Raw genomic sequence first — 15,221 nt, forward strand, 5'->3', positions numbered from 1 at the left:
CCATCGAGGGCGCCGCCCTCGATCAGGGCTCGACCGTCGCGTAAACCTCGTCGAGCAGCCCGCCGCGGTCGGCAAGATCGAAGTTCTCGGCGAGGTAGCGGTCCGTCTCCTCGCGGGAGGTCCCGTTGAGCGCCATGTTGAGCGCGACCAGGCGCGCGCCCTCGGTGTCGCCCTCGCCCGACGCGGCCTCAGCCTCGGGCGCCGCCACCTCGACGACCACCGTCTCCTCGACGAAGAGCTCCTCAGCGGCTTCCGGCTCATCGGCGACGAACGGCCCGTCGCCGTCGGCATCGTCGGCTGTCTCGGCGGCAGCCGGCGGCGGCACGGACGCGGCGGAGCGCGGCGGCGTCGGGGCGGCCGATGTCGGTGCGGCGACCTCGCCACGACCAGCGGCGTCATAGAGGTCGCCCATGCCGCCTTCCAGCAGCGACATGTCGGCGGTCAGGCGGTTGGCACCGGTGCGCAGGCTCTCGACCAGGCCGGCCAGCTCGGACTCCATCGCGTCGACGCGCTGCAGCATCTGCGTCGTCACGGAGCGGACGTTGCCGACCTGCTCCTGGCTCTGGGCGACGGCCTCGTCGCGCGTCTGGCGGGCGTCGGACTCGGCCTCGTCGCGGATGCGCAGCGCCTCGTCCTGTGCGCCACGCTCGATCGCCGCCGCGCTGGACTCCGCGGCCTCGACGATCGAGCGGACCTGCTCGGAGGCGGCCTGCGCGAGGGAGGCGGGGCTCGACGAAGCGCCACCGGACGCCGCTGCGCCACCGGACCGGCGCCGCAGCTCTTCGACTTCCTCAGCGATGCGCGCAAGGTGCGCGTCGACCGCCTCGGGTTCGTAGCCTCGCCGGCCGATGGGGAAGTCGCGCTTCTCGATGCTTTGACGATCCAGGGCCATGGGGCGAACCCTAGAGGATCCACCTGTCGGTCCGACCCACGAGGGCGGGATGCTCTCGCGATCTATGCCGGAAGGCTGAGCCCATCCGCGCCACGCCGCACCAACCCGTCGCGCACGAGCCCCTCGATCGCTCGCTCCAACCGCTCCAACTCGATCCCTTCCGGAAGCTCGGTGCCCGCCGCCAGCGCCTCGACGATCCGCCCGCGGACCCAGCGGTTCGAATCTTCGAAGCGCTCGCGCACCACCCCGTCGCCAGCGCGGCCCCGGGGTGCAAAGACCACCGTCCCCGCCGACGCGCAGGACGCCGCGACCGGACAGACCCCGCAGGCCGCCTCGCGCGCGCGACACACCATGGCCCCGAGCTCCATCAGCGCCTGGCCCAGCTCTGGCGGGGTGTCTGCGGGAGCGAACCCGGTGCGCTTCAACACACGCCGGACGTTCGTGTCGACCGGCAGCTCGTCGCGCCCGAACGCGAACGCGCCGACCGCCGCCGCGGTGTAGGGCCCGATGCCCGGCAGCGTCCGCAGATCCTCAGGCCAGCCGCCGTCGGCGACCGCGGCGCACGCCTCCCGCAGCCGCAGCGCGCGCCGGTTGTAGCCGAGCCCGACCCACTCGGCCAGGACATCGGCGACCGGCGCGGCCGCCAGCGCCTCCGGCGTCGGCCAGCGCTCCAGCCAGGCGAGATAGCGCGGAACGACCCGTGCGACCTGCGTCTGCTGCAACATGACCTCGGAGACGAGGATCGCGTACGGATCCTGCGTGCGCCGCCACGGCAGATCCCGTGCCTCGCGGCCGTACCACTCCAACAACGCCTCGGCGAGCACCCCTACGCCGGCGCCTCCATGTCGGTCAGCTGCCGCAGGTCGCGCCGCAGCTCCCGGATCTCGTCGCGCAGCCGCGCCGCGTACTCGAAGCGCAGATCCTCGGCGGCCTCGAGCATCTCCTTCTCCAACTCGATGATCGTCCGGTCGAGCTCGGTCGACGTCATCGCCTCGGTCTTGACCTTCTTGCGGTCGGAGCGGCGCTTGCCGCGCGGCGTCTTACTCTCGCCCTGCAGGAACTCCGACATGTCGCTGATGCCCTTGACGATCGAGGCCGCGGTGATGCCGTGATCCTCGTTGTACTTGACCTGGATCGCGCGGCGGCGGTCGGTCTCCGACAGCGCGGCCTTCATCGCCGCGGTCTCCTTGTCGGCGTACATGATGACCTTGCCATCGACGTTTCGCGCCGCGCGGCCGATCGTCTGGATCAGCGACGTCTCACCGCGCAGGAACCCTTCCTTGTCGGCGTCGAGGATCGCCACGAGCGAGACCTCGGGCAGGTCGAGCCCCTCGCGCAGCAGGTTGACGCCAACCAGGACGTCGTACTCGCCCAGGCGCAGGTCGCGGATGATCTGGATGCGCTCCAGCGTGTCGACCTCGGAGTGCAGGTAGCGAACCTTGAACCCCATCTCGAGCAGGTAGTCGGTGAGGTCCTCGCTCATCTTCTTGGTGAGCGTGGTGACCAGGATGCGCTCGTTCTTGTCGACCCGCTCGCGAACCTCGTTCATGAGGTCGTCGATCTGGTTGCGCGTCGCGCGCACGTCGACCTCGGGGTCGATGATGCCCGTGGGGCGCACGATCTGCTCGACCGTCGCGCCCGAGTGCGCGCGCTCGTAGTTGCCCGGCGTGGCGCTGACGAACAGCATCTGCGGCGTGATCGACAGGAACTCGTCGAAGGTCTGTGGCCGGTTGTCCAGCGCGCTCGGCAGCCGGAAGCCGTAGTCGATCAGCGTCTGCTTGCGTGAGCGGTCGCCCTCGTACATGCCACCGATCTGCGGCACGGTCTGGTGGGACTCGTCGATCATCAGGACGAAGTCCTCGGGGTAATAGTCCAGCAGGCAGTACGGCCGGTCGCCGGGCATCCGGCCGTCGAGGATCCGCGAGTAGTTCTCGATGCCGTTGCAGAAGCCCATCTCCCGCAGCATCTCCATGTCGTACTGCGTGCGCTGGCGCAGGCGATGTGACTCCAGCAGCTTGCCCTCGGACTCCAGCTCGATGCAGCGCGCGTTGAGCTCGCGCCCGATCTCCTCGACCGCCTTCTCGACCGTGCCCTCGCGCACGTTGTAGTGCGATGCGGGCCAGATGCCGACGTGCTCCATGTCGCCGTGGACGAGCTCGCCGGTCAGCGGGTCGAACTCCTGCAGCGACTCGACCTCGTCGCCGAAGAACGTCGCGCGATAGGCCGTGCGCTCGCTGTAGGCCGGGAAGACCTCCAGCGCCTCCCCGCGGACCCGGAACGTGCCGCGCCCCAGCGCCTGGTCGTTGCGGTTGTACTGGATCGTCACCAGCTTGCGTAGCAGCAGGTCGCGGTCGACCTCCTCGCCCTTCTTGAGGAGGACCAAGTTGTCGTTGTAGGTCTCCGGCGAGCCGAGGCCGAAGATCGCCGACACCGAGGCGACGATGATCACGTCGCGACGGCCGAAGAGCGCGGCCGTCGCCGCGTGGCGCAGCCGGTCGATCTCCTCGTTGATCGCCGAGTCCTTCTCGATGTACAGGTCCTTGCTCGGGACGTAGGCTTCGGGCTGGTAGTAGTCGTAGTAGGAGACGAAGTACTCGACCGCGTTGTCGGGGAAGTAGCTGCGGAACTCGTTGCAGAGCTGCGCTGCGAGCGTCTTGTTGTGGGCCATGACCAGCGTCGGGCGCTGCACGCGCTCGATCACCGAGGCCATCGTCATGGTCTTGCCGGTGCCGGTCGCGCCCAGCAGCGTGGTCATCGGGACGCCGTTGCCAAGTGCCTCGACGATGCCGTCGATGGCCTTGGGCTGATCGGCCATCGGGCTGTAGGCGGCATCGAGGCGGAAGGGCGGCATACCCTGAGGTTAGCCGCCCGCACGGACCGGCTCGCAGCGTCCGGTTTGACGCTCCGACGACCCGGAAACACCTGCTCCCATGGCTACGGCGGCAGGGCGCGGCGGCGGATACGCACCACCCGCACACGGAGGTGGCGCGTTCGGCGGCATCTTCGCGCGCAAGCGTGGCAAGCACTTGAAAGCCGACGACGACGAGCAGTCCAGCCTGCGCCGCGCCGTCGGCGCGCTCGACCTGATGGCCCTGGGCATCGGCGGGACGATCGGCACGGGCATCTTCGTGATCATCGGCGAGGCGATCGGCGACTCGGGCCCAGCGATCGTCCTGAGCTTCGCGCTGGCCGGCATCACGTGCATCTTCAGCGCGCTCTCCTACTCGGAGCTGGCGGCCGCGATCCCGGTCTCCGGATCGGCCTATACCTACAGCTACGCGACGCTCGGCGAGCTGGTCGCCTGGATCATCGGTTGGGACTTGATCATCGAGTACGGGTTCTCGGTCTCGACGATCGCGGTCGGCTGGGGCGGCTACCTGAAGGACCTGCTCGACTCGCTCTTCAGCATCCCGCTGCCGACCTCGATCACCGCGCCGCCCGGCGACGGCGGCACAGTCAACCTGTTCGCCGCGGGCCTGGTCATCGCGGTCATGTTCCTGTTGATGGCGGGCGTGCGCGAGAGCGCACGGGCCAACACGGTGCTCGTCCTCACCAAGCTGCTGATCCTGGTGTTCTTCGTCGTCGTCGGCGTCACGCACTTCACCGGCAGCCACTTCGACGACTTCGCCCCGCACGGCACCAACGGCACGGTCGACGCCGCCGCGCTGATCTTCTTCGCCTACATCGGCTTCGACGCGGTCTCTACCACCGGCGAGGAGGCGGAGAACCCGCAACGTGACCTCCCGATCGGCATCATCGGCTCGCTGGTGATCGTGACCGTGGTGTACATCCTGGTCGCCATCGCGGCGATCGGCCTCGTGCCGGCCGACAAGCTGGCCGGCGCCGACGCGCCGCTGACCGAGGCGATCCGCAGCGGCGCCGGGCTCGGCAGCTGGGCCGGCGACATCATGTCCTTCGGCGCGCTGATCGCGATCACCAGCGTCGTGCTGACGATCTTCTACGGCCAGACGCGGATCTTCTTCTCGATGTGCCGCGACGGTCTCGTGCCAGGCGGCGGCTGGCTCAGCAAGCTGTCGAAGAGCAAGGTGCCGGTGCGCATCATCGTCGGCTTCGGCGTCCTGATCGCGATCATGGCCGCGCTGATCCCGCTCAGCGAGCTCGCCGAGCTCGTCAACATCGGCACGCTCTTCGCGTTCCTGCTGGTCAACATCGGCGTCATCGTGCTGCGCCGGATCGAGCCGGACATGGAGCGCCCGTTCCGGGTCCCGCTCGTCCCGCTGTTCCCGCTGATCGGCGCGGGACTGTGCATCTACCTGATGACCAAGCTGCAGGACACGACGTGGTGGCGCTTCGGGATCTGGCTGGCGATCGGCCTGTTGATATACGCCTTCTACGGCCGCCTGCACTCACGCGTGGGTAACGACGACGAGCGCGGCGACGGCGAGCCGGCGACCGTGTCGCCGGCTCGCTAGCGCGGCGCTCAGGCCGCGACGCGCACGGCCACTCCAGCGCGCACCGCCTCCAGCTCCGCGTCCTCGCTCACCGCAGGCGCCGGTGCCGGCGCGCGCAGCGTCGCGTTCGCGGCGACCAGGGCGGCCAGCGTCACGGCCGCGCCGAGCAGCTCGACCGCTCCGGGCGTTGCCCCGCGCACGGCCTGGATCGTGAACGTCGTCACCGGGACCAGGTTCATGAACAACGCGGCGTTGGCCGCGCCGAGCCGCTTGACACCCGCGTTCCAGCCGAGGACGGCGACGACGGCGCCGAAGACGATCACATAGGCGATGCCCCACCCGGCGGCGCCCACCTCCCCGAGGTTCGGCGGCGAGAGCAGGCCGCTGATGTCGCCGACGGCGGTGATCGAGAGGATCGAAAGCGTGCCCGCCGCAGCGCTCAACGCCGTGAAGCGCAGCGGCGACCAGTCGCCGAACTCACTCGCGGCGCTCAGCGTGTAGCGCACCCAGCAGAGGGCGCCGGCCAGCACCAGCAGGTCGCCGACGCCGCCCTTGGCCGCAGCGGCCGGGTCGTCGCCGACCACCACCAGCGCGACCCCGGCGAACGCCGCCCCGATGAACGCCAGCAGCCGCGACGACGGCCGCTCGCCCGTCAGGCGCCAGCGCGTGAGGACCGTGAGCACCGGCAGCGTCGCCGCGATCAGCGACGCGTGCTGCGGCGTGGTGTGCCGCAGCCCCGCGTAGGAGAGCAGGTTGAAGCCTGCGAAGCCGAGCGTTCCGAAGAGCAGCGCGCGGCCGAAGCGGCCGTCGTAGCGCAGCGCCGTGCGACCCTCGAAGGCCGCCAGCAGCGCGAGGAAGACGAGCGACGCGACGCCGTAGCGGATCGACGTGATGTGGGCGGCATCGACGTGGTCCATCGCGGCGTCGGCGATCGGGAACATGCCGCCCCAGCAGAGGACGGCCAGCAAGGAGGGAAGGAACCGGGGCATGGGGAGCATCCTTGTTCGACGGAGGTCGAACCAAAGTAGCAGCTTGTTCGATGCATGTCGAACGATCCGCTACCCTGTGGTCGTGGAGCCGTTCCAGCCCGACACCGAGGATCTCGACCTCACCTCCGTCCTGCAGGCGCTCGGCGATCCTGTGCGGCTGAAGATCGTCCGCGAGCTGGCCGCCCAGGGCGAGCAGGTCTGCGGCTCGATGGAGCTCGGGATCAGCAAGTCCACCCGCTCGCACCACCTCAAGACCCTGCGCGAGGCGGGCGTGACGAGCACCCGCATCGAAGGAACCAACCGCCACGTCTCGCTGCGACGCGACGACCTCGAGGCCCGTTTTCCGGGGCTGCTCGAGGCCGTGCTGCAGGCTCAGCCGGCGCCCGCCTAGGGCGTCGTCGTCGGAGGCTTCTGCTCGACCTGGCGCACGATCCGCCAGCTGGTCTTGATCGGATCGAGGAAGTTCGGCGGCTCGCGGACCTTGAGGCGATCGTCGTAGTTGTAGTTCTTGATGTAGCCGGTGGAGCCGTTGCCGGTGCCGACGACGCCGCGGTAGGACTGCGCGATCGCGCCGTTGACGGTCAACGTGCCCTCGGAGTTGGCGCACATGTAGTTGTCCACCATGAACGAGTGGGCCAGCGAGAGGATCGCCGCGTCGATCTGCTGGATCGCCGCGAAGCCGGCAGGCGTGTCGTTGGTGCTGCCACAGTCGCTGGACCCGATGCCCGCGATCGGGTGGTAGACGCGGACGAACCCGGTCGCCACCAGCCCCAGCATCGAGTCGCTGCCGGCGGCCTGCTTGACGTCGGCGTTGACGACGATGTCGTTCTCGGAGCCGACCGTGACGCTGTTGGCGTAGGTCCCCGAGACGGCCACGTCACCGCAGGCCTTGTCGTTGAGATAGCGCTGGTACTTGTCGTAGCCGCAGTTGCTGGGCACGACGGCGGGGTCGGTCTGCACGTAGATGACGCCGTTGGGCGGCGCGCCGGCGCCGGTGAGCGGCTTGTTGGTCAGCGTGCCGCCGCTGCTCGTGTTGCAGGTGACGCGGCCGGTCGCGGCCCAGTTCTGATTCTGGTAGACGTCGACCGTCTGGTTGCTCTTGAACACCAGGCAGGTGTCGCCGGTGAAGGTCCAGCCGGTCGCGAGCGCCTTGAGCGCACCGTTGCCGGGCGGCGGGTCCATCTGGCCCGCCGTGAAGACCTGCGGGCCTTTGAACACCGGCGAGCCGCTGCCGACGTAGCCGGGTGAGGGCCCGTTGACCTCGAAGGCGTCGTTCTGGCCGTCACGCCCGAACTGGATCGTGCCGCCGGCGGTCAGGACGCTGCTGTCGTTGGTGTGCAGCGGCCCCTTGACGACGTCAGGGCCGACGAAGGTGATCTCGGTGCAGTTGTTCCCGCGCGCGGTGCGCTGGGAGCTGCAGACGGCGTCGGTGCCGCCGCCGACGATCGGATCCTGCGCCTCGCTGTTGGTGAAGTACACGAAGTCCATGAAGCTGCGGCGCTTGAAGGTCGCGACGATGCTGCGCGTCATGCCGTTGGCCTTGCCGGTCGATCGGATGCGCAGCGTGTTGTTCTGCAGCGCCGTGCCGACGGCGTTCGCGGTCGAGCAGGCCGTCGTCGGGTTCCCGCTCGTGTCGCGCTTCTTCATGATCTCGAGCGTGTACTTCGAGCCGCCGGGCAGGTTCGCCCACTTGCGCGGGTTGGCGCCCTCGATGTTGACGGGCGCCGGCACGCCGGGGCTGATCTGGGCGGTGTCGCACTTGGTCCAGTAGGCGGAGTCGCGGTCCAGCTCGTAGGAGTACCACTGCAGGCCCGCCTGGGCGGCCTCGTAGGCGCGCTTGTGATCCTGATCGGCGCGCGCCAGCGGAATGTCGCCGGTCGACAGCGCCCACGCCGAGACGCTGAAGGTACCGAGCGCCATCATCGCGAACATGACGTTGAGCATCGTGAAGCCGTCCTGGCGTCCGGCCAGCCGCTTCATCCGTCGCACGCGTTCCAGGATCCACATCAGCAGTTGACTCCCTTAGAAGGCTCGCCGGCATTGGCGCTGCCCACGGTGGCGACGCCGTTGACCACCGACGTCGCGCGCAGATCGGCGGTGGAGCCGTTGGTGTGCTCCGGCTGGGTGACGAACGAGATCGTGACGCGCACCGCAGCGAGCTCTGATGCGCCCGACAGCGGCGTGGTGAGCGCCGTCGGATCGACCATGCCCAGCGTCGGCCCGTTGGTGGTGATGAACCGCCAGTAGCTGAAGATGGGCGTCCCCGCCGCGACCGGGAGGATGTTCGTCCCGATGATGCGGCTGGAGTCGGGGCTCGCCGGATAGCTGGGGTAGCCGAGGACGCCGGAAGCGTTGCGGACCGGGAGGAAGCGGTCCTCGTAGAAGCCCTTGCTCGCCGCGTCATAGCGCAGGCGGTAGATCGTCGGGTCGCTGTCGACCACGCCGAGCGACGCGTAGAACGACACCTGGCTGTCCTGGCCGTCGAGGATCGGCGACTGACCGACGCCGCTGTCGCTCAGCAGGCAGGTCTGCGAGTCCAGCAGCGTGGTGATCCGGTCGATCGTGATGCGCCCGCGCTGCAGCGCGTCCACGCGATCGCTGATCTGCACCGTGCCTTTGATCCCGCCGAGAAAGACCGTCATGAGCGCGGTGAGGACGATCGACCCAAGGGCCATCGCCATCAGCAGCTCGACGAGGCTGAAGCCGGACTGGTCGTTGCGGAGGCGGCGGGTGGACATCAGCATGTGACCGGGGGCAGGGCGCCCTTGTTGCCGTTGCCTGAGAAGGCGGTGAAAGTCACCGAGGTGTCTGGCGCGTACGCACCGGTGGTGGTCGGCGTGGTCACGACAAACGGTGCGGCGCTGCCTGATGTCCCCCAGGCAGTGGACGACTTCTGCTGATATTGGCCGTTGGACATCAACTTGGAGCCACACACACGCCACACCCCGTAGGGGAGCGGGAACTTGATGTTGCCGGTGCCATCGAGCGCGGGATTGTTGACCGTGTAGGTCCCGGTGCACCCAACCGCGGGCGCCGCCGGAGACATGGAAGGTGCGGTGGTCTCAGGCGTGACCAGAACTTTCGTAGCGGCAGCGTCCGTCCCGTTCCCAACGTTCAACGTCACCTTCCGCATCGTCACGGTCACCGACTTCGTCTGGCCCGGGTTCACCTGCGCTCCCGGGGCGGCGCCCGCGTTGGTATATAGGGTGTTCGAGGGGTCGTTGCCCGTGCAGTTACCGACGAACGCCTTGTAAGACGAGGCGAACGGGAACACGGCGGTCGACGCATTCGACTGTGTGCCATCGATCGTCGCCGTGAAGAGCGTGGGGGTGGAGCGCTGCGCGTGATCGAACGCGACGGATCCCACCCACTTGGCCGGCTGCGCCGGCGTGGAGTCATCGACGATCGTGGCGTTGATCTGCCCCGCCGAGTCGTAGAAGCCGGTGGCCTGCGCGATCGTTCCGGCGCCGACGGTGACTGGCTTGCTGACGGACTGCTTGGCGTCCTTGTCGACGTAGCCGCCCGTGTTGTAGGTCAGCGTCTGCGGTCCGGCGTCCAGGTTGGCGATGACGGCGCAGCCGTTCTCGTCGGTCACCGAGGAGATGCCGTCGGCGGTCACGGTGATGCCCTCGGTGCCGGTGCCGTCGGCCCCGCTGAGCAGGACGGTCAGCGCGCCCTTGTTGGCGCCCAAGGCCGCGACGCCGGGATCGACGATCGCGTCGACCGTCACCGGCTTGACCGTGCCCATGCCCGGCCACGTGACGGTGGTCGTGCTCGACAGGTAGGCGACGCGCCCGGTGGTCGAGCAGGTCACGGCGCCGCCGCTGTCGGTGACCCAGTCGGCGTCGGAGCTCACGCTGTAGGTGATGTTGCCGACCACCCTGGGGACGTTGACGGTGTGGTACCCGCCCGCCAGCGACGAGATCGGCATCTGGCGGAGCACGTCCTGCTCGGACTGGGCGATCTGCGCCGCCACGTCGCGCGAGCGGTTGTTCGAAGAGGTCGAGTGCGCGCGGTCGATGACCGACAGCGTCGACAGCGACAGCACGATGAGCAGCACGGCGCTGACCATGACCTCGATCAGCGCGAAACCGGCCTCATCGCGGGCGCTTGGTGGTGCCGAGAGGTTTCGGCGGCGGGAGATGCCGGGCATCACTCCCTGAAAGTCGGCAGCAGGACGCCGCGGGTGTAGCCCAGTCGTACGGACGTCCACGAGTCCGGCTGCTGACCAGATCTCCGTCGACGACGGCAGGTGAGCAACCTCCCCCACATCCACCCGGTCGGCGGGTGGTTCTGTCGCGTGGTGGACAAAGCGACGCACGGCCCCGCGCCAGTTCGCACTGTCTCTTGACAAACCTTTCCCGTGCGTGAGAAGGTCGAACTTGAGATGGGTCATGAGGGCTCCGGATCGCTCGAGTCCCTGCGCGAGCGAAACCGAAGGAGAGTGCTCAGCGCACTCCGCGTCGCAGGGATCACCAGTCGCGCCGAGCTTGCCCGGCGTACCGGCCTGTCGCGGACGACCGTCTCCTCGTTGATCGGCGACCTCGTCCGCGACGGCCTCGTCGCCGAGCGCGTGGACCACTCCTCGGCCCCCGGCGCGCAGGGCGGCCGGCCGCCGGTCCTGGTCTCTCTCGACCGCCGCGCGGGCGCAGCGGTGGGCGTCGACTTCGGCAAGAGCCACGTCACGGTGGCTGTGGCGGACCTCGGCCATACCGTCCTGTCGGAGATGCGCCAGGAACTGCCGAGCGACCATCGCGCCGAGCAGGGCCTCGAAGCCGCAGGCGCGCTCGTCGAGGCCGCCCTCGCGCAGGCGGGCGTCGATCGCAGCTGCGTGCTGGGCGTCGGCATGGGCCTCCCGGGCCCGGTGCACGCCGACACCGGCACCGTCGGCTCGACCTCCATCCTCCCCGGCTGGGTCGGCGTCGCAGCCGCGCACGCGATGAGCGACCGCCTCAGCCTGCCGGTCCGCGTCGACAACGACGCCAACCTCGGCGCGCTCGCCGAGCACGTCTGGGGCGCCGGTGACGGCGTCGCGGACATGATCTACCTCAAGCTCGCGACGGGCATCGGCGCCGGGCTGGTCCTCGGCGGCCGCCTCTACGTCGGCGCCGGCGGCACCGCCGGCGAGATCGGGCACACGATCATCGACGAGCACGGCCCAGTCTGCCGCTGCGCCAACCGCGGCTGCCTGGAGACGCTGGCCAGCGGTGCCGCCACCGTGGAGCTGCTGCGCCCCACGCTCGGCACCGACCTCACGCTCGGCCGCGTCGTCGCGCTCACGCTCGACGGCCACCCCGCCGCGACCCGTGTCGTCGCCGACGCCGGCCGCCACATCGGCCGCGCCGTCGCCAACCTGGTCAACCTGCTGAACCCGAGCCGCATCGTCGTCGGCGGCGAGATGGCGGCCTGCGGCGACGTCCTGCTCGACCCGCTGCGCCAGGAGTGCCAGCGCCACGCGATCTCCAGCGCCGGCGACGACGTCGAAGTCCACCACGGCCCGCTCGGCGACCGCGCCCAGGTGCTCGGCGCGCTCGCGCTCGTCCTCCAGGACGCAGAGACCTTCTCCACGCCCGTCGACCACCTCGCCGAGGTCCAGGCGTGAACCGAACTTTCCCTAGTCCCTGTCCCCTGCACCTCGAGGAGGAGCGTGCTTTCCATGCGTAGTACGAAATGGGTTTCGGTCATCGCAGCCGCAGCCCTCACATTCGGTGTCGCCGCCTGCGGCAGCGACAACAACGACAACAGCTCGAACACCGGTTCGAGCACGAGCGCCAGCAGTGGCGCCAAGAGCGGCAAGATCGCGCTGCTCCTGCCCGAGTCCAAGACGGCCCGTTACGAGTCACAGGACCGTCCGAACTTCGAGCGCAAGTTGAAGGAGATCTGCCCGGACTGCCAGGAGATCTACTCCAACGCCGACCAGGACGCGTCCAAGCAGCAGCAGCAGGCTGAGGCTGCGCTGACGCAGGGCGCCAAGGTCCTCGTGCTCGACCCGGTGGACGCAGCTTCGGCCGCGGCCATCGTGACGCGCGCGGCGCAGTCCAAGGTCCCGGTCATCTCGTATGACCGGCTGATCAGCAACTCCAAGGTCGCCTACTACATCTCCTACGACAACGCCAAGGTCGGCAAGTTGCAGGCGACGAGCTTGATCGACAAGCTCAAGAAGGACGGCAAGACCTCCGGCTCGCTGGTGATGATCAACGGCGCCCCGACCGACAACAACGCCAAGCTGTTCAAGGAGGGCGCGCACAGCGTCATCGACGGCAGCGGCTTCAAGGTCGCCAAGGAGTACGACACGCCTGACTGGTCGCCAGACAAGGCGCAGTCGGAGATGGAGCAGGCGATCACGGCGCTGGGTAAGAACGGCTTCGTGGGCGTCTACGCGGCCAACGACGGCAACGCCGGCGGCGCCATTGCCGCAATGAAGTCCAACGGCGTCGACCCGCAGAAGATCCCGACGACCGGCCAGGACGCCGAGCTCGCCGGCGTCCAGCGCATCGTCGCCGGCGACCAGTACATGACGGTCTACAAGGCCATCAAGCCGCAGGCCGAGATCGCCGCGCAGCTGGCCGTCGACCTGGTGCAGGGCAAGCGGCCGAACGCACGCACGATCAACGTGCAGACGCCGAACGGCAGCGCGGGCAACGTGCCCTCGGTGATCTTCGACCCGGTCGCGGTCACCGTCGACAACATCAACGACACGATCATCAAGGACAAGTTCTGGACGGCCGCTCAGATCTGCGCCGGGCAGTACGCTGCCGCCTGCAAGTCCGCGGGTATCCAGTAACCACTCAGTCCTGAGGAGGAGCTCGAGATGGCGGAGACCACGCCCCTGCTGGAATTGCGGGGGATCACCAAGAGGTTCGGCGCTGTACGTGCGCTGAACGGCGTGGACTTCCGGGTCATGCCCGGCGAGGTTGTTGGCCTCGTCGGAGACAACGGCGCCGGCAAGTCCACGCTCGTCAAAGTCATCTCGGGCATCCACCCCGCTGATGAAGGGGAGTACCTGTGGGACGGTGGCGCGAAGAGCGTCACCACCCCGCAGGACGCCACGGGCCTGGGGATCGCGACGGTCTACCAGGACCTGGCGTTGTGCGACAACCTCGACGTCGTCGAGAACCTGTTCCTCGGACGGGAGGCCATCGCTGGTGGCCTCCTGGACGAGGTCACCATGGAGAACAAGGCCAACGAGCTGCTTGCGGAGCTCTCGGTGACCACGATCCAGTCGGTTCGCGGCGAAGTCGGGGCTATGTCCGGCGGTCAACGCCAGTCGGTGGCGATCGCCCGCTCGCTGCTCGGTGAGCCCAAGATGGTGATCTTGGACGAGCCGACCGCGGCGCTCGGCGTCGCGCAGACCGCGCAGGTGCTGGCGCTGGTCAAGCGGCTCAAGGGCCGCGGCCTCGGCGTCATCATGATCTCCCACAACCTGCGCGACGTCTTCGATGTCTGCGACCGCATCTTCGTGATGCGCTTGGGCGCCGACGGCGGCGAGTTCGACGTCGCCTCGGCCAGTGAGCAGGACGTGGTCGCGGCGATCACGGGCCTCACCGGAAACAACGGCCACAAGACGGAAGGATCGGTGACCCAGTGAGCACCACCGCAGCCCCCACCCCTCCGCCGGCCGAGCCCGAGACCGCGGCCGCGGCGCAGAAGGAGTCGCTGCCGACCTCCGGTCGCGACTTCCTCAACCGCATACGCACGGGCGACCTCGGGTCGCTGCGCGTGCTCTTCCTGCTGGCAATCGTCTGGGCGATCTTCCAGTCCCAGGAGAGCCGGTTCCTCAGCTCCACCAACATCGTCAACCTGTCGCTGCAGATCACGGCGGTCGCGCTGATCTCGGTCGGCGTCGTCCTCGTCCTGCTGCTGGGCGAGATCGACCTGTCGGTCGGCGCCGTCTCCGGCGTCTGCTCTGCGATCGTCGCGGTGCTCAGTGTCCAGCACGGCTGGGCGCCCGTCCCGGCGATCATCGCCGGCGTCGGCGTCGGCGCCGCGATCGGCTTCTTCCAGGGCTTCGTCTCCACGAGGTTCGGAATACCGACGTTCGTGGTCACGCTCGCCGGACTGCTGGGCTGGCAGGGCCTCCAGCTCAAGGTGCTCGGCGAGACCGGCACCGTGAACCTCGAGCCCGGCCTGCTGACCGACCTGGCCGGCAAGTTCCTGGCCGACTCGACCGGCTGGATCATCGCGATCGTCTGCATCGTCTTCTATGGCGTGGGCAACATGCGCGGCCGTCAGAAGCGCGTGGCCGCCGGGCTCAACGCGCCCTCGATGCTGCTGGTCGGCATCCGCATCGGCGCGGTCGCGCTGGCCGGATTGTTGTTCGTCTACGTCGCCAACCAGGACCGCGGCGTCCCGGTGGCGGTCTTGATCCTGCTCGGCTTCGTCGCGGCCTTCGATTTCTGGACGCGGCGCACGAAGTTCGGGCGCCACATCTACGCGGTCGGCGGCAACATGGAGGCGGCGCGTCGCTCGGGCATCAACGTCTTTCGCGTGCGCGTCGTCGTCTTCTCGCTGGCGTCGTCGATGGCGGCGGTCGGCGGCATCATGGCCGCCTCCCGCCTGCTCGCCGTCAACCAGTCGTCGGGCGGCTCAGACCTGCTGCTGAACTCCATTGCCGGCCCCGTGATCGCCGGCACGTCGCTCTTCGGCGGCCGCGGCAACGTCTGGAGCGCGCTGCTGGGCGCGTTGGTGATCGGTTCGATCTCCAACGGCATGGATCTGTTGGCCTACACGTCGGCGACGAAGTTCATGGTCACGGGCGCGGTGCTGCTCGGGGCCGTCGTGCTGGACTCCGCCGCTCGCATGGGCCGCGCAGCCTCGGGTCGCGTCTGAGCCACCCGCCCCACGCGCGTCGAGGGACGATTCGTGGTCGCCGAGCGACCATGGGTCGTCCCTCGACCGGGCCGTCGCCGAGGCGCTCGCGCCGTTGGG

General features: G+C 69.0%; 13 protein-coding genes. 6 read left to right on the plus strand and 7 right to left on the minus strand.

Annotation, left to right across the window (positions count from 1 at the left end; genetic code table 11):
* Positions 1-22 precede the first annotated feature (22 nt).
* The 3 genes from VGO10_RS02340 to uvrB all read right to left on the minus strand — a co-directional run bounded on the left by VGO10_RS02340 (position 23) and on the right by uvrB (position 3,743).
* Entirely contained in the window at positions 23-892 is an 870-nt protein-coding gene (locus tag VGO10_RS02340) for a DivIVA domain-containing protein (RefSeq protein ID WP_327464740.1), read from the minus strand.
* A gap of 62 nt (positions 893-954) precedes the next feature.
* Positions 955-1,716: an A/G-specific adenine glycosylase gene (locus VGO10_RS02345; RefSeq protein WP_327464741.1), complete on the minus strand. Its 762-nt coding sequence runs from the start codon at positions 1,714-1,716 to the stop codon at positions 955-957.
* A gap of 2 nt (positions 1,717-1,718) precedes the next feature.
* Complete coding sequence (gene uvrB, locus VGO10_RS02350) at positions 1,719-3,743, minus strand: excinuclease ABC subunit UvrB (protein WP_327464742.1); 2,025 nt, start codon at positions 3,741-3,743, stop codon at positions 1,719-1,721.
* Positions 3,744-3,822: 79 nt separating this feature from the next.
* Between uvrB and VGO10_RS02355 the strand changes: the two genes are divergently transcribed.
* Positions 3,823-5,325, plus strand: a complete 1,503-nt coding sequence (locus VGO10_RS02355; RefSeq protein ID WP_327464744.1) for an amino acid permease — start codon at positions 3,823-3,825, stop codon at positions 5,323-5,325.
* A gap of 8 nt (positions 5,326-5,333) precedes the next feature.
* Here VGO10_RS02355 and VGO10_RS02360 read toward each other — a convergent pair whose 3' ends face one another.
* The gene (locus VGO10_RS02360) at positions 5,334-6,293 is read right to left on the minus strand and encodes a DMT family transporter (RefSeq protein WP_327464746.1); all 960 of its coding nucleotides are present in this window, start codon (positions 6,291-6,293) and stop codon (positions 5,334-5,336) included.
* 82 nt (positions 6,294-6,375) lie between these two features.
* On the opposite strand from VGO10_RS02360, the gene VGO10_RS02365 reads away from it, so the two are divergent.
* Entirely contained in the window at positions 6,376-6,684 is a 309-nt protein-coding gene (locus tag VGO10_RS02365; RefSeq protein WP_327464748.1) for a metalloregulator ArsR/SmtB family transcription factor, read from the plus strand.
* On the opposite strand, the gene VGO10_RS02370 is transcribed toward VGO10_RS02365, so the two are convergent.
* Genes VGO10_RS02370 through VGO10_RS02380 form a run of 3 tightly spaced genes read right to left on the minus strand, consistent with a single transcriptional unit; the run spans position 6,681 to position 10,446 of the window.
* Positions 6,681-8,300 carry a hypothetical protein gene (locus VGO10_RS02370; RefSeq protein ID WP_327464750.1) on the minus strand — a complete coding sequence of 540 codons (1,620 nt, stop codon included), beginning with the start codon at positions 8,298-8,300 and terminating at the stop codon, positions 6,681-6,683. The two genes, VGO10_RS02365 and VGO10_RS02370, sit on opposite strands and share 4 nt — an antisense overlap.
* Positions 8,300-9,031, minus strand: a complete 732-nt coding sequence (locus tag VGO10_RS02375) for a PulJ/GspJ family protein (RefSeq protein ID WP_327464752.1) — start codon at positions 9,029-9,031, stop codon at positions 8,300-8,302. The genes VGO10_RS02370 and VGO10_RS02375 overlap by 1 nt, the downstream gene beginning before the upstream one ends.
* Positions 9,031-10,446 (minus strand): hypothetical protein, encoded by a 1,416-nt coding sequence (locus VGO10_RS02380; RefSeq protein WP_327464754.1) that lies wholly within the window; start codon positions 10,444-10,446, stop codon positions 9,031-9,033. Before VGO10_RS02380 ends, VGO10_RS02375 begins: the two co-directional genes overlap by 1 nt.
* Before the next feature lie 234 nt (positions 10,447-10,680).
* Between VGO10_RS02380 and VGO10_RS02385 the strand changes: the two genes are divergently transcribed.
* Genes VGO10_RS02385 through VGO10_RS02400 form a run of 4 tightly spaced genes read left to right on the plus strand, consistent with a single transcriptional unit; the run spans position 10,681 to position 15,122 of the window.
* Positions 10,681-11,895 carry an ROK family transcriptional regulator gene (locus VGO10_RS02385; protein WP_327464756.1) on the plus strand — a complete coding sequence of 405 codons (1,215 nt, stop codon included), beginning with the start codon at positions 10,681-10,683 and terminating at the stop codon, positions 11,893-11,895.
* 54 nt (positions 11,896-11,949) lie between these two features.
* The gene (locus VGO10_RS02390) at positions 11,950-13,077 is read left to right on the plus strand and encodes a sugar ABC transporter substrate-binding protein (protein ID WP_327464758.1); all 1,128 of its coding nucleotides are present in this window, start codon (positions 11,950-11,952) and stop codon (positions 13,075-13,077) included.
* Between the two features lie 27 nt (positions 13,078-13,104).
* The gene (locus VGO10_RS02395) at positions 13,105-13,881 is read left to right on the plus strand and encodes an ATP-binding cassette domain-containing protein (protein ID WP_327464760.1); all 777 of its coding nucleotides are present in this window, start codon (positions 13,105-13,107) and stop codon (positions 13,879-13,881) included.
* On the plus strand, positions 13,878-15,122 hold the full coding sequence (locus VGO10_RS02400; protein ID WP_327464762.1) for a sugar ABC transporter permease: 1,245 nt from the start codon (positions 13,878-13,880) through the stop codon (positions 15,120-15,122). Before VGO10_RS02395 ends, VGO10_RS02400 begins: the two co-directional genes overlap by 4 nt.
* The last annotated feature ends 99 nt before the right edge of the window (positions 15,123-15,221 follow it).

Origin of the sequence: Baekduia sp., assembly GCF_035996765.1 — a bacterium.
In the GTDB taxonomy this organism is placed as follows: Bacteria; Actinomycetota; Thermoleophilia; order Solirubrobacterales; family Solirubrobacteraceae; genus Baekduia.